We start from the raw sequence: 20,805 nt of genomic DNA on the forward strand, positions 1-20,805 counted from the left end.
GAACAGGATCGCCGTCGATGACCACCACCTGTAGTGCCTCGCACCCTGCCGTCTGTGGGCCGCCTCGACGATGGCGCCTCGGTGACGTCCTCGCCGAGACCGAGGCGTCCACGCCCGGACGCACCGCGCTGATCGTCGGAGCTGATCGTCGGCACATCAGCTATCGCGAACTATCCGCCGCCGCAGGCGATCTCGCCGCGGCACTTCGCCGCAGGGGGCTGCGCCGCGGCAACGTCGTCGGACTGCAGACCGCGACATCTGTACATTTCGTGGTGGCCCTGTTAGCCGCAGCACGGCTGGGACTGATCGTCGCCCCCCACGATCCCACGCTGCCCGGGATCGAGAAGCACCGCCGCGCCGACCTGCTCGGGGCGCGGGCCACCCTCGTCGAGGGCAATGTCGACGATGACGGAGACTGCCCGGACTGGCCAATCGTGGAGGGGCGACTCGGGCTGCCGACCGAGGTCGACGCCGCGATGCGGCCACGCACCGTTGAATCACCACCGGCGCTGACCTCGGCGGACGCGCTGATCATGGCCACCTCCGGCACCAGCGGAAGCCCGAAGTTCGTGCCGTGGACCCACCACAACCTGGCCGCGTCGCTCACCTCTACGGCATCGAGTTACGCACTGTCGTACAGTGACTCGACCGTGGCCGTCATGCCCCTGTTCCATGGGCACGGACTGGTGGCCGGCCTGCTGGCCACCCTGGCCACCGGCGGCAGTGTGCTGCTGCCCGGCGCCGGCCGGTTCAGCGCCCACACGTTCTGGGACGACGTCGACGCCGCCGAAGCCACGTGGTTCACCGCGGTACCCACGATGCTGCGCATTCTGCTCGACCGCGCCGCAGTTGCGGGACCGGACCATTGCCGAAACTTCGGCACACTGAGGTTCATCCGCAGCTGCAGCGCACCGCTGCGCGCCGACACCATCACCGAATTGGAGTCGACGTTCCACGCGCCCGTGCTGGGCGCCTACGGGATGACCGAGACCACCCACCAGGCCGCCACCGTTCGGCCCGGAGACGGGGATGACACCCGACTGCATACCGTCGGCGGCCCGACCGGGCTGACCGCGCGCATTCACCGCGCCGACGGCGCGGAAACCCCAGCCGGCGCTGCCGGAGAGATCTGGTTGCGCGGACCGACCGTCACCCGCGGCTACCTACCCGTCACACCCGACGCGCGGAGCCAGAACGCCCTCACCTTCGACGGTAGTTGGTTGCGCACTGGCGATCTCGGCGTGCTCGACACTGCAGGACGCCTCATCGTGACCGGACGCATCAAGAACCTCATCAACCGTGGGGGCGAGAAGATCTCCCCCGAACACGTCGAGCAAGTGCTCGCGGCCGATCCGCGGATCGGCGAGGTCGCGGTCGTCGGCATCCCCGACTCCACCTTCGGTGAACAGGTCGCCGTTGCCGTCGTGCCCAGCGCTGACACCCTGACCGCCGAAGAAATCACCGCCTATTGCCGGTCACGCCTGACCCGACACGAAACACCCGAGGTCATTGAAATCGTCCACCAACTCCCACTGACCGCCAAAGGCGACATCGACCGCGTGCGCTTGCGCGCCCTTCTATCGCCAACAACCGATCGATGAACCCGGCCCCGAACGCACCGGTGACACGGTGCCTGTGCGGCAGAGCGATCGAGGGCATGATCCCCGCCACCGAGGCCGCCGTCGACGCGCAGGAGTCGCCGTCCACCGAGCGCCGCGCTGCACCGTCAATGCGGTTGATGCGGCCGCACCTCGAACGCTGCTGAGAAGCCCAGCGCACTCCGCGACGGCGACGACTCGGGCGTCGGCGCACGACACGAACGGATGCACCACCATGACTGTGCCCGCTGGAGCTCACGAGCATCTCTGCCGACGCCTGGTGATTGCCTTGCCGGGCACCTACGAACAAGCCCGTGAACGGTTCGAGCGCGCGGTGCCCGTCGCCGACGAACTCGGGTTCACCGCAGCCCGATCCTGGCAAGAAGTCGCCATCGTGGTCCAGACCAACGCACCACACGGCTTCATGCGGTTTCGCCGCGGCGACGTCGCCGTCCTGCCGCCCACGCTCTCACCCCGCGAGCAGGCGGTCCAGTATCTGATCGGCAATCATATGATCACCCAAACGGTGTTGCGCCGTGAACCGTCGGCGATGCTACACACCGCCTTGCCCGCAGTCATCTACCGGGACCGACAGGGTGCGGCCCGGCTCGCGGTGGATCAGCCCGGCTTACCGTTCGCCAGCTACGACGACCCGCACCTCACCACAGTGGGCGAGCGCCTCGACGCACTGCTGGGACGCCTGATCTGCGTGCTCGGAGGCCGCGTGCCAGAGTCGCTCGGGTCGGCCCTCGCGCATCACTACGGACTGCGCTCCGCTGGCAACGACACCCGGTCGAGTCCTCGCCCGAAGAGCTTGCAGCGGGCCGAACTCCCCGACGTGGCGACCTGAACGCATGGGCGCCAGGTGGTCGATCCTCGCTGCGCTGCTGGCCTTTGGTTCCGGTGCACTCGACGTGCTGGCTTTGACGCACCTCGGCGGCGTGTTCGCCAGCATGATGACGGGAAACCTCGCGCTCATGGGGTTCGGCATCGCCCATGTCGACACCGCGGTGCTGACCCACACCGGTGCCGCTGTCGCTGGATACGCCCTGGGTGTCGGCGTGGGTACCCGCATCGCAGGGATACGGCCACAGCGATCATCGGCCCTGCCACACGCCGTGACCACGGCCCTGATCGTTGAGCTGATCGTGCTGGCGGCGTTCTCGGCCGGGTGGGCGGCTGGGCACGTCTTCGGAGTCAGCGCGCCGCAACTGGCGCTGTTGATCACCGCGGCCGTCGGTATGGGGCTGCAGAGTGCGGCCGTGCGGCAGTTGAGAGTCCCCCTGACCACCACCTATCTAACCGGGACGCTGACTGCGCTCATCGCCGGTCGGGCCGCCGCAGGTCCCGCCAAGCGGGTCAACATGCCAGACGTCGCCGCCGTGATCGCATTCCTGGCGGGGGCGGCTGCGTCAGGTCTCACACTGACCGCGGCACCGGCGATCGCGCCGCTGCTGTGCCTCTGCCCGCTGGCCTCGGTGATCGTCGCCTGCGGGCGTCGGCACCCGTCACATGAGCTGCCGTCGCGGTGTGGGGGTGGGCCCCACCTGCGGTCTGGAGGTCAGCAGGGGGACACATGTAGTGCCCACACGACAGACGGCAACCCGGAGCAGGACCAGGATCGATGACACGGGTCGGTCGTGACCCGTCCGCGTAGCCACTCTCTGCGAAAGGCCTCCGATGAGCCGAGACCCATTGTCCACCATACTCGTTCACCCGGCCCAACGGCCCGCTCCGGAAAGGTTGGGCTGATCATGGCCAAGGTCCTGCTCGTGCTGTATCCCGATCCGCTGACCGGGTATCCGCCGGCGTACGCCCGCGACAGCATCCCCGTCCTGCACGGCTACCCCGATGGCCAGACGCTGCCGACACCCTCGTCGATCGACTTCACCCCCGGCCACCTCATCGGGTGTGTCTCCGGCGAGTTGGGGCTGCGAACGTTCCTCGAAGCCGCCGGGCACCAACTTGTGGTGACATCGGACAAGGAGGGCCCGGACTCGGTGTTCGACCGCGAACTGCCCGACGCCGACGTCGTGATCTCCCAGCCGTTCTGGCCGGCTTACCTCACCGCTGATCGAATCGCCAAGGCCCCCCGGCTCAAGCTTGCGATCACCGCCGGCATCGGCTCGGACCACGTCGACCTCGACGCGGCGATTCAACGCGGGATCACCGTGGCCGAGGAAACGTACAGCAACAGCATCAGCGTCGCCGAACACACCGTCATGCAGATCCTGGCGCTGGTCCGCAATTTCGTGGCCTCCCACCGATGGGTTGAGCAGGGCGGATGGAACATCGCCGACTGCGCTCAACGCGCCTATGACCTGGAAGGGATGGACGTCGGCATCATCGCCGCCGGACGGATCGGGCTGGCGGTGCTGCGCCGACTCGCACCGTTCTCGGTGAACTTGCACTACACCAAGACCCACCGCCTTGATCGTGCCGTCGAACGCGAACTCAACCTGACCTATCACCCCGACACCGCGTCGCTGGCCCGCAACGTCGACGTGGTGTCAATCCACGCCCCACTACATCCGCAGACCTACCGGCTGTTCGACGCGGCCATGCTGGCCTCGATGCGGCGCGGCGCGTACATCGTCAACACAGCACGCGCCGAGATCGTCGACCGTGACGCCATCGTCGCGGCGCTCACCGACGGCCACCTGGCCGGCTACGCCGGCGACGTGTGGTACCCGCAACCGCCGCCGACCGATCACCCCTGGCGCAGCATGCCCCACAACGCGATGACACCCCACGTCTCCGGCACGACACTGTCTGCGCAGGCCCGCTACGGCGCGGGCACCCGCGAGATCCTCGAAGCCTGGTTGAGCGGCAAACCGATTCGCCAGGAGTACCTCATCGTCGACGGTGGCCACCTCGCCGGAGTCGGGGCCACCTCCTACACCGTCGACGGCACCACCAGCCCCGGCAGCGGGCACTAGATCACACATGTCGTTTCCGCCGACAACAGCGGACAACGCGACGGCTCGTCGCCAGATTGGAGCGCCGCCGATGAACCCCCTACGTCGCACCCGTGCGCCGGACGACCCACCGTCGGCCGAATGGCTCCTGTGTGACCTCAACCAGTTGTACACCGGCGCCGTGTATTTGACGTTGGAGGCCACCCGCGCCGAAGCGCTCGTCGAACACACGGTAGCAGCAGGACTCACCGATCCCAAGTGGTGTCTTCTGCGGCCGGACAGAAGAGAGATCTGGCTTCGTGCACTCATGAACGAACTGCACGACGCCACCGCTGCTCCATCCGAAGATGGCGCCATCACCACGGCCGCGTACCACGTCGGTTGTGCACCAGATGTTCTCACCCATGCCCAGCTGGCGGTAATCGAAGCCCTTCCCAGCGCAGCGATACGAGAGGCATTGCTGACGCTTCCGCAGGCGCTTCGGATGGCGCTGTACTACGGCGACGTTGAGGGCAGGCCAGGCGAGGTGGTGGCTGAAATCATGGCCAAACCGTGCCGACTGGTGCGTCTGTATCAATGCCGCGGACGCCTCGCTCTGGCACACCTGCTGTGGACGTCCGTCCAACGTGCCGGGGTCCGTCAGTTGTAGGGCCGGCCCGGCGGCTTCTGGGTGCTAGCCCTACCCACTGTTTTGAGGTGTGCCCTGGCGACAGCCCAACGCGAACCGAGCACAGTGATCGCTACAACCCTCAGATCTGAAAGGTGTCAACATGCCGACCATCACCGGACCCGACGGCGTCGAGCTGTTCTACAAGGATTGGGGCCATGGACAGCCTCTCGTGTTCAGCCACGGGTGGCCGCTGTCGAGCGACGACTGGGACAACCAACTGTTGTTCTTCCTCCAGCACGGCTACCGCGTCATCGCGCACGATCGACGCGGACATGGCCGTTCCACACAGGTCGCCGACGGTCACGACCTCGACCACTACGCCGACGACCTCGCCGCCGTCACCGCTCACCTCGACTTGCATAACGCGGTCCACATCGGCCACTCCACCGGAGGTGGCGAGGTGGTGCGCTACCTGGCCCGCCACGGCGAGGAGCGGGTCGCCAAGGCGGTGCTCATCAGTGCCGTACCCCCGCTGATGGTGCAGACCGAAGCGAATCCGGAGGGACTGCCGAAGTCGGTATTCGATGATCTGCAAACGCAATTGGCCGCCAATCGGTCGGTGTTCTATCGCGCATTACCCTCGGGACCGTTCTACAACTTCGACCGACCGGGCGTGGAATCGTCGGAGCCGATCATCGAAAACTGGTGGCGACAGGGCATGATGGGCGGTGCCAAAGCACATTACGATGGGATCGTCGCCTTCTCGCAAACCGACTTCACCGAGGACCTCTCGAAGATCACAGTGCCCACCCTGGTGATGCACAGCGCCGATGATCAGATCGTCCCCTACGTGGCCTCTGGACCCAAAACCGCGAAATTGCTCAAGAACGGCACCCTCAAGACCTACCACGGCTATCCGCACGGGATGCCGACGACCCACGCCGACGTCATCAACGCCGACATCCTCGCGTTCCTCAACGAGTGAGGTGGCTCCTCAAGTGTGATGTCCACTTCTCAAGTGAAATGTCCAGACGGATTGTCCAGTTGGACATTTGAGTGTGACTGGCATTCGGTGCGCCGCACGTTGGTGTCCTACTTGTCCTAACAGTGCCAGACCTTCATGATTCGACGCATCCCGATTCACTCGAGTGTTTCAACACATCGTCGTCCGACTTCGCACCGATCTGGCTCGGGGCTATTCAATGTGTGGCGAGGCCGTCTGGCCGTCTACGGTTGCTCTCCGCGACGGACGGGCGGCTCTGAGTGTGAATCGCCGTGTCTGGGTGGTGTAGTCACGCCAGTAGGCGGCTGCAGCGGCGGCGGTGACTGCTGCTGTTGTTGCGCTGGCGGCGAGGAAGATCCACCCATGCCGGATGGCGGTGAGGTCGATCGTGGGCTGGCAGAGCAGGATGGTGATCGCCGTGCCGAGCGCGATGCCGATTTGGCGGGCAGTGTTGACCAGCGCGGAGCCTGCTCCCCATCGGTGCTGGGGTAAAGAGACGGCGACGACTGCAGACAAGCTGGGTATGACGAGTCCGACGCCCGCGCCGGTGAACATTTGGCCTGGGAAGAAAGTGTGGATGTAGTCAGGGTCGGGGCCGGCCAGCCACAGCCAACTGATGGCGCCGGTCGCGAAGCTGAGTGAGCCGACGGCTGCGACGGGTCCCACGCCGAAGCGGCGGATCAGGCGGCTGGCGACGGTCAGCGAAATCAGTACCGCCGCCGCAGGTCCGGGCGCGAGGCCAAGGCCGGCGATCTGCGGGGGCAGGTGCCAGACATCGGTGAGGAACAGAACGTTGCCGAGGAGCATCGCGCCGAATGCTGCGGTGAACATCAGCAGGGCAACACAACTCGTCCACAACGGGCCGACCGCGAGCGCGGCGAGGTCCAGTGCTGGGTGATGGTGTCGCCGCGAGCGCAATACCGTCAGCGCCAGAGCGAAGACGGCGACGGCGAGGGGAACCCACACTGCGGGGTGTTTCCAGCCGTTGGTGGGGAGCGTGATCAGGGCGCCGACGATGGCGCCGACACCCACGGTGAGCAGCGCCGCGCCTACGAGGTCGGGGGTTCCGGATCCAGATTGTGGTGTCCGGTTGAGGATCCACGGTCCGACGGCTAGGGCGATGATGGCGATCGGAAGGTTGATGTAGAACACCCACCGCCACGACAGGTCCACGAGCGCACCGCCGACAGGTGGGCCCAATGCGGCTGCTGAGGCGCCGATTGCTGCCCAGGTGCTTACTGCGGTGGCGCGGTGCGCCTCGGAGACCGCGGCGAGCAGGAGGGCCAGTGAGGTGGGCATCAGCATGGCCGCGCCGGCCGCTTGAATGGCGCGGGCGGCAACGAGCGCTTCTAGCGACGGTGCTAGTCCACACGCTGCGGACGCGACAGTGAATACCGCGAGACCGAAGAGGAACACCTTGCGGTGTCCGTAGCGGTCCCCGAATCGTCCTGCGGGGTTCAGGAATGCGGCAAAAATGATGGTGTACGCGTTGAGGATCCAGGATGCCGCGGCGAGGTCGTGGCCCGGGAAGCCGTCTTGGATCTCCGGCAAGGCCAGGTTGACGATGAAGAGGTCGAGGCTGGCGAGGAAGGTAGCCACGGAGATGACCACGACGACCGCCGCTGTTCGCATTTGCTGTCGAGGCGCGAGCGCAGTTTCGGTGGCAGTCATCGACGCCTTTGCTGTTTCGAGTGGTCACGGACCGCGCTCGGCGGCCTGGCTGAGACGCGTTGCAGCGCTGAGAATGTGCGTGCTTTCGTGTTTGTGGTTTCAGGGGGCGGTGTCGGGTTGCGGGTCACGGCAACAGCTCCAGCTGTCGGAGGTCATCGATGTATTTGGTGATGAGCGCGGCGGTGATGTGCGGTATGTCGTGTTCAGCACCGATGTGGGCGGCGCGGACCGCGGTGTGGAATACGCCGGTGGGTGCTGCGGCGCCTCGCAGAGGTGGTTCTGGTTTGGCGAAGGCGTGCAGTAGTGGGAGCACGGATTGTTGGCGTTGGGCGTCGGGTAGTTGCCGGAGCGCGGTTTCGAATCGGTGCAGCCATTCGGTGTGGTCGGTGATGCGTTGGATCGGGTGGCCGGCATCGATGAGCCAGTCGACGAACACATCGAGTGATACACCGTCGTCGTGGGGGTTCATCACGTCGAACGAGGTGTAACCCGCGGTGTGGGTGGCGCCCAGTGTGGTGATGGCGTCAGCGACGAAATCGACTGGTAGGCCGTCGTAGTGGGCACGCGCACGGGATCCGTCGGGGTCGCTGAGATAGAAGGAGTGCGGCGCGGTGTGGGTGGCCAAGACGCTGAACAGCAGTCGGGTGAACATGTCGGGCAGGTTGAGCTGCCCGCGGTAGCGGCTGTGCGCCAGGATGAGGTCGGAACGGAACACCGCCACGGGCAGCCCGCACAGGTCGTGGCCTTCGCGGAGCAGCACTTCACCGGCCCATTTGCTGTTGGCGTAGCCGTTGGCGTAGTCGTCGTTGAGGGGCCGGGTCGGGCTGACGGCGCGGATGTCGCCGTCTTCGAGGAACCGTTCGGGTGCGACGGTGACGGCGACGGCGATTGTGGACAGGTAGTCGATGGCGGCGATGCGGTGGGTCAGGGCCAGCCGGATCAGCTCGGCGGTGCCGAGCACATTCGGTTCGAACAATTGCCGGTAGGGCAGAACGTGGTTGACCAGCGCGGCGGGGTGCACGATGCGATCAACGGTGTGCGCCAAACGGTTCCAGGTGGTCTCGTCGAGGCCGAGGTTGGGTTCGCTGATGTCGCCGGCCAGGACCTCCAAGTGCCCGTCTGCCAGTGCGGTGAAACGGTCCTGCAGTTCAGGATCGGTGGCGTAGACCTGGGTGAGGCGGGCGCGGGCGTGTTCGTGGTCGCGGCCGCGGACCAGCGCGATGAGGGTGCCGCCGCGCTCTGCGAGCCGTTCGAGCCAGTCCAGGGTGAGGAAGCGGCCCAGCCAGCCGTTGGCGCCGGTGATGAGCACGGTGTGGGGTTGGTCGGCGGCGCGGGGCAGGTCGGCCGCGGCGTCGAGGGTGGTGCGGTCGATGAACTTCTCGAGGGTGAGGTCCGCGGCGTGCAGGGCCGCGGTGTCGGCGCCGATCACGGTGGCGGCGGTGGGTCGGGTCGCGGTGCTGGTCCGTAGTTGGTCGAGGTGTTGGGCGAGGGTGGCCAGGTTGGTGGCGGGGTTGATGATGGTTCCGACGGAGATGTCGGTGCCGAAGAGGTCGGTGAGCAGGGTGCTCAGTGTGAGCGCGGACAGGGAATCGCCGCCGAGGTCGGTGAAGTGCGCATCCGGGGTGGGGTCCGGGACGCCGAGGATGATGCGTACGGCGGCGAGCAGGGTGTCGATGACGGGGCGGTCGTGGACGCCTTGGCGCAGACTCTGCAGGTGTTCGGCTTGGGCGGCGGCGTGGTCGGTGTACAGGGTTTCGAGGCGGGCCGCGTAGTGAGCTTTGAGGTTGGGGCGCAGCAGTTTCCCGACGCCGGAGAGTAGGCCGTTGGCGGCGGTGAACGGCGTGGTTTCGATGAGGAAGTCGGTGGGGATCTCGTAGGACTGCAGTTGGGTGGCTTTGGCGGTGTCTTGCAGCGCCCGGTGGAGTTGGGTGCGCAGGGTTTCGCCGTTGCCGTAGCGCTGTAGGGCTTCGTCGGTGGGGACGACGACGGCCAGCAGGTTGGGGCGTTCACTGTTGCCGTAGACGAAAATCTGCCGCACGCCGGGTGCGGCGCTGTAGACGGCTTCCAGGTGGGCGATGGCGACGAATTCGCCTTGGGACAGTTTGAGGACGTTGTTGCGGCGGTCGAGGTAGACCAGGTGGTCGGGGGCGATCTCGGCCATGACGTCGCCGGTGCGGTAGAAACCGTCAGCGTCGAACACGGTGGCGGTCACGTCGGGGCGTTGGTAGTAGCCGGGGAACAGGATGGTCGACTTGATCAGCAGTTCACCGCGGGGGTGGGGCTGGTCGGTGGTGTAGTAGCCCAGTTCGGGGACGTCGACGAGTTTGTAGTCCACGATCGGCGGGCGGACGAGGTGGCCGTCGCGGGCGACGGGCCCGGCTTCGGTGAGGCCGTAGCTGTCGACGATGTGGACGTCGAGGGTGTCGTGCAGGAAGTCGCGCATCTCCGGGGCCAGTGGTGCGGTGGCGATGAATCCGCTGACCACGCGGCCTCCGAGCACGGTGTCACGGAGGTCGACGGTGGCCGCGGCGTGCGCGGCGCCGGCGTCGAGCCCGTCTGCGCGCAGCCGGTCCACCGTGGTCAGGTAGTGCTGATACAACATGTCGACGATGCGCGGCACCAAGGCCAGTTCGGTGGGCCGCACCTGGGCGAGGTCGTCGAAGAGGGTGGACAGGTCGGGTTCGGCGACGAAGTAGCTGGTGCCGCCGGATTGGATGGCCGACAGGATCGGCATGCGGCCGCCGAGGTGATTCAGCGGCATGAAGTTCAGGTTGATCACCGGGTCGTCGGTGATCGCGAAGCCGCGTGAGGACCAGATGCGGCAGAGCATGTCCTCGGTGAACATGGCGCCTTTGGGGGTGCCGGTAGAGCCGGAGGTGTAGAGGATCATGGCCAGCCGGTCGGGGGTGCCGTCGGTGTAGAGCGGTGGTGGGGTGTGGGTGGCACCGTCGGCGAGGAGGGTGTCGAGGGTGTGGACGTGCACGCCGCGCGGGCTCAGCTGCCGCCGGGCTTGTTCGAGGGCTTGACGGTGGCGTGGCAACCCGGGTTGATAGTCGAAGACCACCAGGTGACGTAATGCGTCGTGTCCGGAAGCGACGTGCAGTGCCAGGTCGAGGTAGTCGGCGCTGGCGGCCAGCACGGTGGGCGCGGTTTCGGCGATGATCGGGGCCAGCGTGGTAGCGGGGGCGTTGTGCTGCAACGGCACTGAGACCAGTCCCAGGTAGGCGCACGCCATGTCGAGGGTGAGGTAGTCGGGGCTGGAGAAGCCGATGATGGCCATGAACTCGCCGGGGGCGACCGGTTCGGCGACGGCGATGCTCAGGGCGGCCGACACCGCCTGAACATGGACCCAGAACTGTTGCCGCGTCACCGTGTCGAAGTGCGCACCGCCGGCGGTGATCTGTGAGGTGGGGTGGTCAGTCCGGCTACGAAATCCCAGCAGTGGGCGCTCGGAGTATCCGCGCATCAGGGTGTCGAGGATCTCGGCCAACCGGAGTCCGGGCAACGCCGCGGCGGCGAGCACGCCGGGGTCGGGTTGCGCGGCCCGGAATTGCGCGTCGGTGCGACGCAGCTCGGCGACCCGACGTGCCAGCGACTGACGGTGATCATCGGGTGTGGTCGTGTCGGCGGGTGTGTTGTTTCGGTGCTCATGGTGGCTTCGTTCTTCAGGGCAGGGGAGGACGTCGCCCCTGCTGGGCGGGTGCGGGCGTGAAGCCTTTTAAGTCGTTGTTGCAGTTCCGGTTTCAGGGACAGATGTGTGGCTACACGCGGTGTCGATCAGCTGGGCCGCTGCTGCCCGGGCGTGAACCATCGGTGCGGTGTCGTTCAGTGTGGTGGCCAACGCGGTGGCGCCTTCGAAAAGCACGAGGATCTGCTGGGCGAGCAGCCAGGGGTCGTTGGCGCCGGCGGCGGTCGCCACGGCAGTCAGCCGGTCGGCGAAGTCCTGCTTGTGGGCGCGGACAATGTTTTCGGCGCCGGAGAGTTCTCCGGCGGATTCGACGACGGCATTGTGGAACGGGCAGCCGCGGAACCGGGCGGTGGTCTTGGTGTCGAAGATGGCCAGGAGCCGCTCGCGTGGCGCGAGTCCGTCGATATCGAGTCGTCGTTCCATGGGCGACCCGCCGGTTTCATCGATGCCACGCAGATAGTGCTCGACGAGTTCGTTCTTGCTTGTGAAGTGTTGATAGAAGGTGCGTTTGGAGACCTGTGCCTCCTGGATCAGTGCTTCGATACCGGTGGCGTGGATGCCGTGTCGGTAGAACAGTGTGGCGGCGGCGGTGGTGATGCGCTCCCGCGCGCCGCGGCCTTTGCGCGTGACCACCGGTGGTGTGCTCATGATGCCAACCATACCGAGCGGTGTACTTGAGGTCAACGACGTCGACGGTGGGTGATATCACGACGTCCGGTGAAATGGCGGCTTTCTGCGCGGCGTTGATGGTGCGTCGTGGTGGAAGCGTCACGCCGTGAACGCGATATCGCTGAATGCCATGTCCACCATCAGTTCCTCCCACACGGTCTGGCCGTCGTCGGTGGCGCGGTAGGCCCGGCGCGTGGTCGGCACCGCCAGGCCCGCGGCGGTGGTGTAGTCGCCGAGATACTGGCTGGCGGGGAACGCGCCGGCGATGTCAACCCGGTAATCGTGGCGGCGCAGCAGCCGGTCAGGCCCGAAGTAGAACCGCTGATGGCGGCTGTGAGTGGGCACGCTGGGTGGAAAGACGACGCCGATACCCGGTAGCGCCTCGCCGTGATGTTCGACGGCAGGCACGGGGTAGAGCTCCACATCCGGGCGGGCCAACAGGAACGGGCTGTTCAGGTAGGTCCACAGGGCGTAGCCACTGAAAAAGGCGCGCTGCAACGGATTCCAGGCTGTGGTGAGGGTATGCCCGGCGAAGCTGCGTCGCACGTCGTCGGTGGCGACGTCGGCGACGACGGTGCCGTCGGTCTTCTCGATCACCGTGCGTGCGCAGGTGTACACCATGCTCTGGTCGCGAGCGCCGAAAGGGCGCAACGCTGTGTAAACCTCCCGCAGCGTCACGCGGATCTGTCGGGCGGCGCGGTCGCTGGGTTGGCCTTTGAGGTCGTAGAGCAGACCGCCGCTCACCAGTGATGCTTCGACGTTGCGCAGGCCGTTCCACCGAGTGAGGCCACCGTGGGCATCGAGAGCGTCTCCGAGGAGGGTCGTGGGGCGAGTCGTCGTCATGCCGACCATCTAATCACACCGATCGGTTTACATCTGGCTGGTGGGGAGGTAGGTACCGTCACCGGTGACAGATGCACCGCGCCGAGACTTGCTCTGCGCTGGGCTGTCCATCGTGGCGCACCACAGGTGCGTCAATCCACTGCGCTCCACTGCTAGCGCGCTGACTGTATGGAGAACAATGACTTCGGATCCGACGAACCCCATCCTGGTGATCGGCGCCACGGGCCGTCACGGCAACACCGGTGAATATCTGGTGGGGCGGTTGCGGGCGGAGGGCCGCGCTGTCCGGGTCCTGGCACGCACTCGCAGTGAGCGCACCGAGAAGCTGGAAGCACTCGGCGCCGAGGTGGTCGTCGGTGATCTGTTCGACCGCGCTAGCCTGGCCGCCGCGTTGCAGGAGGTGGACCTCGCCTACTTCACCTACCCCATCGCTGCCGGTGTGGTGACCGCCGCAGCGACCTACGCCGCGGCGGTGCGCGAGGTAGGTCGCAGGCCGCGCACAGTGGTGATGTCCATGGGGCCCGCGCAACCCGACCATCCCAGCGATTTGGGCAAAGCGCAGTGGCTGGCTGAGCAGGTGATGGAGTGGGCCGGCCTGGAGTTGCTGGTCCTGCGGGTGGCGGCACTGTTTCACGAAAACCTTCTGGTGTTGCATTCGCAGTCGATTCGCCGTGAACACGCCTTCCGCAACTCGTTCAGCGACGTGGCGATGCCGTGGATCAGTGGACGCGATGCCGCCGAACTCGGCGTGGCAGCGCTGCTGCATCCAGAACGGTTCGAGACAGCGGTGGTGTACCCGCGCGGCTCGCAGGCCTACAGTCACACCGCCATTGCGGCGATGATGTCCGAGATCGCCGGGACCCCGATCACCTTCGAGCCGGTCACCCAAGAACACTGGCGTCAGGAGCTGATCGACCTGTCCCAAACCGACGGCGCGCATGTGGTCAATCCGGCCATGGCGCAGCACATCTCATCGATCGGGCACGCAGTATCGGCGGGCGCGCCGGCATTCCCCGCGGACTGGGACGCCCTGCAGGCCGTGCTCGGTCGTGCGCCGGTGACGATGCGAGACTTCCTCGCCTCACACCGCGCCGAGTGGGCGCCGGCCGACGAGTCCACCACCGTGGCAGCGGGGTAGGGCACTCCAGTGCAGCTCTTGCACCCGTCCTATCTGGTGACCGGCGCAACCGGCAGGGTGGGCGGCCACGCGGTACGTATCCTGTTAGGCTGGGGGTGCAGCGTCACCGCGATCGTGCACCGCACCGATGCCCGCTCGGCGGCGCTGAGCGCCGCCGGCGCGACCGTGGTGAGAGCAGACCTGTTCGACGTCGACGCGCTCACCGCGGCGATGGACGGCGCTACGCGGGCGCTGTGGGTGTACCCGCTGCAGCCGGGTCTGGTGGAGGCCACCGCCATCTTCGCCGAAGCCGCCGCCCACGTTGGCGTCACCGAGGTGGTCAATGTGTCACAACTCGCGGTCCGCCGCGACGCCGGCAGCGCAGCAGCCAGGGCCCACTGGCTGGCCGAACAGGTGCTGAACTGGAGTCCGCTGTCAGTCACCCACCTGCGGGCCACGCTGTTCGCCGAATGGCTGACTACCTTCGGGGTCTACACCCGCCGCGGTGGCGTGCTGCGCCTGCCGATGGGACACGGCCGTCACGCCCCGCTGGCCAGCCAAGATCTGGCACGGGCCGCGGTAGCGGTACTGCAGAACCCACATCCGCACGCTGGCGCGACCTACTCCATGACCGGACCTGTCGACATGAATCACGACGACATCGCCGAGGCCCTAGCACGAGCAATGTCGCGGCCCGTGCATTTCGAGTCCGTCGCCGGAGACGCCTGGGTCACCGCACTGCACATGCTCAACAGCCCGGCCTATCTGGCCCAGCATCTGAGCAATGTCGTCGTGGACTACCGCGCCGGCCTATTTGCCGGGGCCACAGATGCAGTCGAAACCCTCACCGGGACCAAACCGATGTCCGTTGAGCAGTTCGTGACACGCAATCCCGATGCATTCAACGATCCGCGGCACGCGGTGTGAATCCCACGGCCTGACCAAGGAGGCGCCGCCATGAACCCCAGTCCCGTGAGTGAGCACGAACATCCCGGTATCTTGTTGCTGCGACGGTTTTTGAGGCAGCGGCAGCCTCGGGTTTAGTCGGCGAGGGCACCGCGTCGGGTAGTTAGCCACACCGCCCACCCACAAGCGCAGAGCGCTGCTCCGGCTATCGCGACGGCTGTCCATCCACCGGCATTCCACAGAATGGCGGCGGCCAGCGAGCCCAGCGCGCCTCCGACGAAATTGGACGTCACGTACGCGGTGTTGATTCGGCTGCGAGCCGCGGCTGAAAGGGCGAAGACACGTGACTGATTGAGAATGTTGAGGCCCTGGATCGCGATGTCGAACACGATAGTCGCGCAGATCATGACTGCAAGCACATCCCGTTCGAACGCGGTTGCCACCCATGCGACGGCCGCGATGACCCAACAGCAGCCGGTGGCGGCGACGTTGTGACCGCGATCGTGAAGCCGGCCCGCGCCTTGGGCGGCCAGCGCACCCACAAGACCAGCGATGCCGAAGAGACCGACCTGCCAGGCGGAGAATCCGTAGGGTTCGCTGCTGAGCAGAAGTGTCAGCGCAGTCCAGAACATCGTGAACGCGGCAAATCCCGTAGCGCCCAAAACCGCGGTGACGCGAAGCTTGGGTTCGGACACCAGTAGAGTGACGACCGACTTCAGCAGGGTGGGATAGCGAATTCTGGTCTTGGGGTTCAGGGACGGGATCTGCACATACAACACCGCCGCCAGTATGGCGGTAAGAACTGCGGCGATGACGAACACCGAACGCCATCCCCAGGCGCTGGCAATGACACCGCTGGCTATGCGGGAAACCAGGATCCCGGTGATCAACCCCGACACGACGATCCCGACGACGCGACCGCGGTCGCGGTCCTCGGCGAGGTCGCCGGCCAGTGGGGTGAGCAGTTGGCCCGAGACCGTCGTCAGCCCCAGCATGACGCTAGCCGCCGCCAGGCTGACCAGGGTGGGCGCCACCGCGGACGCAACGAGGGCGCCCGCGGACAGCGTCATGAGAGCGGGGATCAGGGCGCGCCGATTGTGGCTGTCGCCGAGAGGTACCAGAAGGAGAACACCAAGGGCGTAGCCGATTTGGGTTCCAGTCACCAACAGCCCGGCGTGGGCGGTATCGACGTGGAGGTCGGTGCCGATGAGGTGCAACAGCGGCTGACTGTAGTAGAGATTGCCGACCGCGACGCCACCGGCGATCGCGAACAGGACAGTCAGACGGGTCGGCATGGCGAGGTGAAACGAGTTATGCAGACGAGTACTGCGGTGAGCGGACGGCGGCGGGACACCGGACAGTCAGCTCGCTGCCGCAGTCGGCAACAGGGTCTTCTCCAGCGCCGCGAGACAGTCTCGAAAGATGCCGTTGCGCACCCACTCTGCTACGGACTCGGCGTCGCCGGCTGCGTCGAAAGAGGCGATCCAGGTGACGAAACAGGTTGCGGTGTCGGAAACTTCATAGACAGTGAGAGTGGCACTGTAGTTGCGCACTGGAGCGTCGCCGCCGATGACGTCGTAGCTGATTCGATGGTCCCGGTCGGACAACTCAGTCAGCTTCTCGACTACTGCGGTGCCGTCGTCAATCTGGTTGGTGCGGACCGCTCCGACCTGGCGCGGCGCCCCAGCGGGCACCAGATCGCTGGCCGTGACGAACGGGAACCACATCGGCAACGAGCCGAAGTCGCTGACGACTTCCCACACCCGTGGCAACGGTGCGCGCAGGACCTTGCTGAAGTAGACGGTGGTCATGATGGGAAAGCTCCTTGATTTGAAGGGGGATGGCTGTATACCAGTCAGTCGGTACGGGCTGGCGCGGGTAGTTCGCTACTCGTTGATCAGCACATCGCTGAAGTCGGTGGATTCCGCCAGGGCTCGCCAGCGCCCCATCTCTTCGCTGACGTCGAGCAGTTTGCGCTCCACCCGCGCGATGCAATCCGCGCCAAGTTGCACGCGCAGCGGGGCTGGTTCGGCACCGGCTATCGTGAGGATCGCCGCCGCGGCCTTGACTGGATCTCCCCGTTGACCGCCGTCGTAGCTTGAAAAGGCCTGGCGTGCAGCGCCTGCGGTCGCTGCGTAGTCGTCGATCACGACGTTTGCGAAGCGGACGCTGCGCGGGGATAGGAAGTCGGTACGGAAGGCGCCGGGCTCGATCACGGTCGCCGAAACGCCGGTACCCTTGAGTTCGAGATCCAGCGCCTCGGTGATGGCCTCAACTGCGAACTTGGTGGCACCGTAGAGACCGGATGAGGCTACCGCGGCGAAGCCGCCGACCGATCCGATATTCAGTATGCGTCCGCTGTTCTTGCGCCGCATGTGGGGCAACACAGCGCGGATCATCCTGTGCACGCCAAAGACGTTCGTGTCGAACATCGCTAGCGTCTCAGCGTCGCTGAGCTCCTCGACCGCGCCGAGGATGCTGTACCCGGCGTTGTTGACAAGCACATCGATCGCGCCATACCTGGCGATACCGTGCTCGACCGCGGCGCAAACCTGGGTGGGGGCAGTGACGTCGAGTTCAACGACGGTCATGGCAGGGTGGGCAGGCAACGCTGCGGCGCCGGCCCCGACATCGCGCGACCCCGCGATCACGGTGTGCCCCGCCGATAAAGCAGCCGTGGCGATTTCACGCCCCAGTCCACGTGATGCGCCTGTGATGAGCCATACAGACATGATTTGCCTCCGTTAATTATGGGTTGTCCCCGAAGTCGCCCGGTCACTCCGACTGCTCGTCGCCGACGAATGCCGAAGTCTCGCCCGCAATAGCGGTACTTGGTGGGCGGGCGGTCGTATCGACTGTGTTCGGGCAACAGACGTCGACACCTGTCGCTTGCCAGGGTGATGGGACCACCTGATTGCCAGGGGGATGGGACCACCGTGGCGCGTTATTGAGGATGCTTGTCGGCGGGGTCTGGGTCAAGCTGAGGGCGGGTTCGTTGGCGGTAGGACGGTCCTTCGATGACCAGGGTGTGCGCGGCGGAGGTCAGTCGGTCGATGGCTGATTGGGCCAGCAGGGTGTCGGCGGTCATGGTCAGCCATTCGGCGGGCTCGCGGTTCGACGTCATGATGGTGGTCTTGGCGCGGTGGCGCTCGACGACGATTTCGTAGAAGTCGCTGGTTTCGGTGGCGTCGAGGGGGCGTAGCGCGAAGTCGTCGATGATCAGAACGTCGACGGCGGCCAGTCGGCGGATCTCTGCGTCGACGGTGTGGTCCAGGCGGGCGGCGCGTAGCCGGGTGAACAGTTTGTCGGCGCGGCCGAAAACGACGGTGTGGCGGCGGCGAATAGCCATGTGGCCCAATGCTGTTGCCAGATGGGTCTTGCCGACGCCGACGGGCCCGAGGACGATCGCGGACTGGCCGGCATCGAGGAACCGTAGCGAGGTGAGATCACCGAGCAGGGTGCGGTCATAGCGCAGGTCGTCGTGGGCGGTCCAGGTGTCAAACCGCATGCTCGGATCGAGTCCGGCTTTGGCCGCTCGTAGTGCCGCGGAGCGGGATTCGCGTCGGGAGACCTCGTCAGCCAGCAGTGTTTCCAGGAAGCCGATGTGGCTGAGTTTGTGTTGTCGGGCCAAGGCGGCGCGTTCGGGCAGGGTGTCAGCCAGTGCACCGAGCTTGAGGGCTTTGAGCAGTCGGAGCAGATCAGCGCCGATCGGGTCGGTAGCTCCACGGGCGGTGGTAGTCATGTCAGCGGTTCTCCTCGGAAAAGATGGTCAATGATGTTGGGGTGGAGTTGAATTCGGAAGGATCACGGGCGAAGCGGGTCGCGGTGTGACCGACCGCTTTCGGCAGGGCCGGGGAGCTGGTCTCGGTGGCGCGCTCCAGCATGGAGGCGATCTTGTTCACCGAGACGACATCGAGATCCAGCGACAATGAACAGGCCTGTTCGACCCGGTCGGCGCCGTAGCGGCGCACCAGACCCAGCAGCCGGTAGACGGTACGCATCTTCGTCCAGGGCAGCCGGTCATCGAGGATGCGTTCGGCGTAGATCCCGACGTTGGGGCCGTGGGAGGCGCAGGTGGCGATCAACGCCGCCACATCACGCAGCGCGTAGCCGGTCTTGTGTTCGGGCAGATCAGCGGGGTCGGTGCTGCGCCCACCGGCCGGTTGGCGGGGATGGACCTTGACCAGCACGCCGCGGCGATAGAACTTCACCAGCTCGGTGTCGGCGCGCACGTCCAGGTACTGACCGATCCAGCATTCGGGCAGCGAATACAGGGCCTTGGCGACCTCGGCGTGGAAGTCGCGGTGGACCTTGACCCTCTTGAACACCGGCACGTCATAGACCTGCGGCACCGCCAACAGCCGGGGCTGCTCTTCGTCGGTGAACACCTCCAGCGGGCGTGCGCAGGTGGTGCCGTGGGTGCGGGTGCCCGCAGTGTCACGACACCACGCTGTGGCGGCGTCCTGCGCCTGCTGCAGACTGGTGAATGTTTCTCCGTCCCAGAAGTTTCGCCGCACGTACTGCACGGCGCGTTCCACCCGTGGCTTGTCTTTCGGCGAGGCCACCCTGGCGGGGTCGGTCAGAAACCCGCTATGCCCGGCGTAATCCAGCCAGCCCTGGCTGAACTGCGGGTTGACCGCGTCCGCGTCGGCGATCACCGGCTTGAGATTGTCGGGGATCAGCACGGCGAACACCCCGCCGAAGAACTCCCAGGCCGCCTCGCAGCCTGCGATCACCGCGGCCAGGGTCTGCGAGTACGACAACCACACGAACATGTGCCGGGAGTACACCGCGGTGAAGATCAGCGCGTGCACCTTGCGGCGGCGCCCGTCAGCAGCGTCGGTGAGCATCCCCAGGTAGCCGAAGTCGACCTGGCACTCCACTCCGGGATCGCCATCAGCGACCCGCACCGTGAGGTCTTTGCGGCCGAAACCGCAACGCTGGCTGGCGAATCGGTGCAACGTCCGATACGGCACCACACACCCCTGCCGGGCCAACAGGGTGTGGATCTTCGTGACCGTCAACGGCCGATGCTCACCGGTGCCGGCCACCCAGGCGGTGATCTGATCTTCGAAGCCCACCAGCTGCTCCCACGCCGCCCCGTGGCCATCGGGGCGCACCGGACGCACCGCCTCGGCAACCATCCCGATCAACGCATCATCGACCGCGCTGACGTCGTCGTCGCGACGCAAACCCGCCGCCTGGGCGGCCTCGACGTAGCGGCGCACCGTCTTGCGGTCCAGGCCGCAATGCGCGGCAATGCTGCGGTACCCCGGCGCCGGCAGTCCCACCACCCCCAGCCACACCCGCAGCACTTCCCTGATCTCATTCACACTGACCTCCCGAAAAGCCATGCCCGCCGACCTCCGTGACCTTGAGCCGTCACGGCGATCGAACGAACAAATGAAAAGACCACCGACGCGACGCGCCGGTGGTCCCATAACTGGCAATCCAGGTGGTCCCATCACCCTGGCAAAAATCAGGTCACACTGGTCCCATCCTCATGGCAGACGACAACACCGCTTGAAAGTCACGTCCGAGCACTGGGTATCCTCCAGATTCGATCTCCTCTGACGCCAACTATCTTTCGGCGAGCACGACCAATCTGTCAGCCCTGCTGGCACAACGCCCCAAGCAGTGCTAGCCCCCAACCCCGTTGTGGGGTTGGCCCCACATGTCCGGACGACGTATTGAACCGCGAACCTCTTTCACGCTTGGTCGTCAGCAGTTGGTCATTCCGGACGGGATTTGGTCACGACGCGTGAGAAGTCACACAAGTGTA

The 20,805-nt window shown here is 66.0% G+C and carries 18 protein-coding genes; 9 read left to right on the forward strand and 9 right to left on the reverse strand.

Annotated elements, in window-relative coordinates; genetic code table 11:
• The first annotated feature begins 17 nt into the window (after window positions 1-17).
• From BLW81_RS06125 to BLW81_RS06150, 7 genes are all read left to right on the forward strand, one after another.
• Window positions 18-1,601 carry an AMP-binding protein gene (locus BLW81_RS06125; RefSeq protein WP_083406440.1) on the forward strand — a complete coding sequence of 528 codons (1,584 nt, stop codon included), beginning with the start codon at window positions 18-20 and terminating at the stop codon, window positions 1,599-1,601.
• Window positions 1,598-1,765, forward strand: a complete 168-nt coding sequence (locus BLW81_RS29260; protein WP_157897610.1) for a hypothetical protein — start codon at window positions 1,598-1,600, stop codon at window positions 1,763-1,765. The genes BLW81_RS06125 and BLW81_RS29260 overlap by 4 nt, the downstream gene beginning before the upstream one ends.
• Window positions 1,766-1,833: 68 nt before the next feature.
• Window positions 1,834-2,448 (forward strand): hypothetical protein, encoded by a 615-nt coding sequence (locus tag BLW81_RS29685; RefSeq protein WP_197680358.1) that lies wholly within the window; start codon window positions 1,834-1,836, stop codon window positions 2,446-2,448.
• A gap of 4 nt (window positions 2,449-2,452) precedes the next feature.
• Window positions 2,453-3,226 carry a YoaK family protein gene (locus BLW81_RS06135; protein WP_083406441.1) on the forward strand — a complete coding sequence of 258 codons (774 nt, stop codon included), beginning with the start codon at window positions 2,453-2,455 and terminating at the stop codon, window positions 3,224-3,226.
• Between the two features lie 126 nt (window positions 3,227-3,352).
• Entirely contained in the window at window positions 3,353-4,537 is a 1,185-nt protein-coding gene (locus BLW81_RS06140; RefSeq protein WP_076047319.1) for an NAD-dependent formate dehydrogenase, read from the forward strand.
• 7 nt (window positions 4,538-4,544) lie between these two features.
• Window positions 4,545-5,165, forward strand: coding sequence for a sigma-70 family RNA polymerase sigma factor (locus tag BLW81_RS06145; protein WP_157897611.1), 621 nt, complete (start codon window positions 4,545-4,547; stop codon window positions 5,163-5,165).
• Between the two features lie 121 nt (window positions 5,166-5,286).
• Window positions 5,287-6,111: an alpha/beta fold hydrolase gene (locus BLW81_RS06150; RefSeq protein WP_076047321.1), complete on the forward strand. Its 825-nt coding sequence runs from the start codon at window positions 5,287-5,289 to the stop codon at window positions 6,109-6,111.
• 210 nt (window positions 6,112-6,321) lie between these two features.
• On the opposite strand, the gene BLW81_RS06155 is transcribed toward BLW81_RS06150, so the two are convergent.
• The 4 genes from BLW81_RS06155 to BLW81_RS06170 all read right to left on the reverse strand — a co-directional run bounded on the left by BLW81_RS06155 (window position 6,322) and on the right by BLW81_RS06170 (window position 13,009).
• The gene (locus BLW81_RS06155; RefSeq protein WP_083406443.1) at window positions 6,322-7,800 is read right to left on the reverse strand and encodes an MFS transporter; all 1,479 of its coding nucleotides are present in this window, start codon (window positions 7,798-7,800) and stop codon (window positions 6,322-6,324) included.
• Between the two features lie 124 nt (window positions 7,801-7,924).
• Window positions 7,925-11,392, reverse strand: coding sequence for a carboxylic acid reductase (car, locus tag BLW81_RS06160; protein WP_083406444.1), 3,468 nt, complete (start codon window positions 11,390-11,392; stop codon window positions 7,925-7,927).
• Window positions 11,393-11,518: 126 nt separating this feature from the next.
• A complete protein-coding gene (locus BLW81_RS06165) occupies window positions 11,519-12,148 on the reverse strand; it encodes a TetR/AcrR family transcriptional regulator (protein WP_235632202.1) in 630 nt (209 codons plus the stop codon).
• Window positions 12,149-12,256: 108 nt separating this feature from the next.
• Complete coding sequence (locus BLW81_RS06170; protein WP_197680359.1) at window positions 12,257-13,009, reverse strand: hypothetical protein; 753 nt, start codon at window positions 13,007-13,009, stop codon at window positions 12,257-12,259.
• Between the two features lie 169 nt (window positions 13,010-13,178).
• Here BLW81_RS06170 and BLW81_RS06175 point away from each other — a divergent pair, with 169 nt between their 5' ends.
• A complete protein-coding gene (locus BLW81_RS06175; RefSeq protein WP_083406445.1) occupies window positions 13,179-14,138 on the forward strand; it encodes an NmrA family NAD(P)-binding protein in 960 nt (319 codons plus the stop codon).
• 9 nt (window positions 14,139-14,147) lie between these two features.
• On the forward strand, window positions 14,148-15,044 hold the full coding sequence (locus BLW81_RS06180) for an NmrA family NAD(P)-binding protein (RefSeq protein ID WP_083406446.1): 897 nt from the start codon (window positions 14,148-14,150) through the stop codon (window positions 15,042-15,044).
• Window positions 15,045-15,157: 113 nt separating this feature from the next.
• Here BLW81_RS06180 and BLW81_RS06185 read toward each other — a convergent pair whose 3' ends face one another.
• From BLW81_RS06185 to istA, 5 genes are all read right to left on the reverse strand, one after another.
• The gene (locus BLW81_RS06185) at window positions 15,158-16,318 is read right to left on the reverse strand and encodes an MFS transporter (RefSeq protein WP_083406447.1); all 1,161 of its coding nucleotides are present in this window, start codon (window positions 16,316-16,318) and stop codon (window positions 15,158-15,160) included.
• A gap of 66 nt (window positions 16,319-16,384) precedes the next feature.
• Window positions 16,385-16,834, reverse strand: a complete 450-nt coding sequence (locus tag BLW81_RS06190; RefSeq protein WP_083406448.1) for an SRPBCC family protein — start codon at window positions 16,832-16,834, stop codon at window positions 16,385-16,387.
• A gap of 75 nt (window positions 16,835-16,909) precedes the next feature.
• Window positions 16,910-17,755: an SDR family NAD(P)-dependent oxidoreductase gene (locus BLW81_RS06195; RefSeq protein ID WP_083406449.1), complete on the reverse strand. Its 846-nt coding sequence runs from the start codon at window positions 17,753-17,755 to the stop codon at window positions 16,910-16,912.
• A gap of 212 nt (window positions 17,756-17,967) precedes the next feature.
• Window positions 17,968-18,765, reverse strand: coding sequence for an IS21-like element helper ATPase IstB (gene istB / locus BLW81_RS06200; protein WP_044482876.1), 798 nt, complete (start codon window positions 18,763-18,765; stop codon window positions 17,968-17,970).
• Window position 18,766: 1 nt separating this feature from the next.
• Window positions 18,767-20,377 carry an IS21 family transposase gene (gene istA / locus BLW81_RS06205; protein ID WP_083406450.1) on the reverse strand — a complete coding sequence of 537 codons (1,611 nt, stop codon included), beginning with the start codon at window positions 20,375-20,377 and terminating at the stop codon, window positions 18,767-18,769.
• Between the last annotated feature and the right edge of the window lie 428 nt (window positions 20,378-20,805).

Origin of the sequence: Mycolicibacterium rutilum (assembly GCF_900108565.1) — a bacterium.
In the GTDB taxonomy this organism is placed as follows: Bacteria; Actinomycetota; Actinomycetes; order Mycobacteriales; family Mycobacteriaceae; genus Mycobacterium; species Mycobacterium rutilum.

Bases quoted from the DNA above. Each gene is read 5' to 3' on its own strand.
- BLW81_RS06125 (WP_083406440.1), top strand. From the start codon at position 18: ATGACCACCACCTGTAGTGCCTCGCACCCTGCCGTCTGTGGGCCGCCT.
- BLW81_RS29260 (WP_157897610.1), top strand. From the start codon at position 1,598: ATGAACCCGGCCCCGAACGCACCGGTGACACGGTGCCTGTGCGGCAGA.
- BLW81_RS29685 (WP_197680358.1), top strand. From the start codon at position 1,834: ATGACTGTGCCCGCTGGAGCTCACGAGCATCTCTGCCGACGCCTGGTG.
- BLW81_RS06135 (WP_083406441.1), top strand. From the start codon at position 2,453: ATGGGCGCCAGGTGGTCGATCCTCGCTGCGCTGCTGGCCTTTGGTTCC.
- BLW81_RS06140 (WP_076047319.1), top strand. From the start codon at position 3,353: ATGGCCAAGGTCCTGCTCGTGCTGTATCCCGATCCGCTGACCGGGTAT.
- BLW81_RS06145 (WP_157897611.1), top strand. From the start codon at position 4,545: ATGTCGTTTCCGCCGACAACAGCGGACAACGCGACGGCTCGTCGCCAG.
- BLW81_RS06150 (WP_076047321.1), top strand. From the start codon at position 5,287: ATGCCGACCATCACCGGACCCGACGGCGTCGAGCTGTTCTACAAGGAT.
- BLW81_RS06155 (WP_083406443.1), bottom strand. From the start codon at position 7,800: ATGACTGCCACCGAAACTGCGCTCGCGCCTCGACAGCAAATGCGAACA.
- BLW81_RS06165 (WP_235632202.1), bottom strand. From the start codon at position 12,148: ATGGTTGGCATCATGAGCACACCACCGGTGGTCACGCGCAAAGGCCGC.
- BLW81_RS06170 (WP_197680359.1), bottom strand. From the start codon at position 13,009: ATGGTCGGCATGACGACGACTCGCCCCACGACCCTCCTCGGAGACGCT.
- BLW81_RS06175 (WP_083406445.1), top strand. From the start codon at position 13,179: ATGACTTCGGATCCGACGAACCCCATCCTGGTGATCGGCGCCACGGGC.
- BLW81_RS06185 (WP_083406447.1), bottom strand. From the start codon at position 16,318: ATGCCGACCCGTCTGACTGTCCTGTTCGCGATCGCCGGTGGCGTCGCG.
- BLW81_RS06190 (WP_083406448.1), bottom strand. From the start codon at position 16,834: ATGACCACCGTCTACTTCAGCAAGGTCCTGCGCGCACCGTTGCCACGG.
- BLW81_RS06195 (WP_083406449.1), bottom strand. From the start codon at position 17,755: ATGTCTGTATGGCTCATCACAGGCGCATCACGTGGACTGGGGCGTGAA.
- istB (WP_044482876.1), bottom strand. From the start codon at position 18,765: ATGACTACCACCGCCCGTGGAGCTACCGACCCGATCGGCGCTGATCTG.
- istA (WP_083406450.1), bottom strand. From the start codon at position 20,377: ATGGCTTTTCGGGAGGTCAGTGTGAATGAGATCAGGGAAGTGCTGCGG.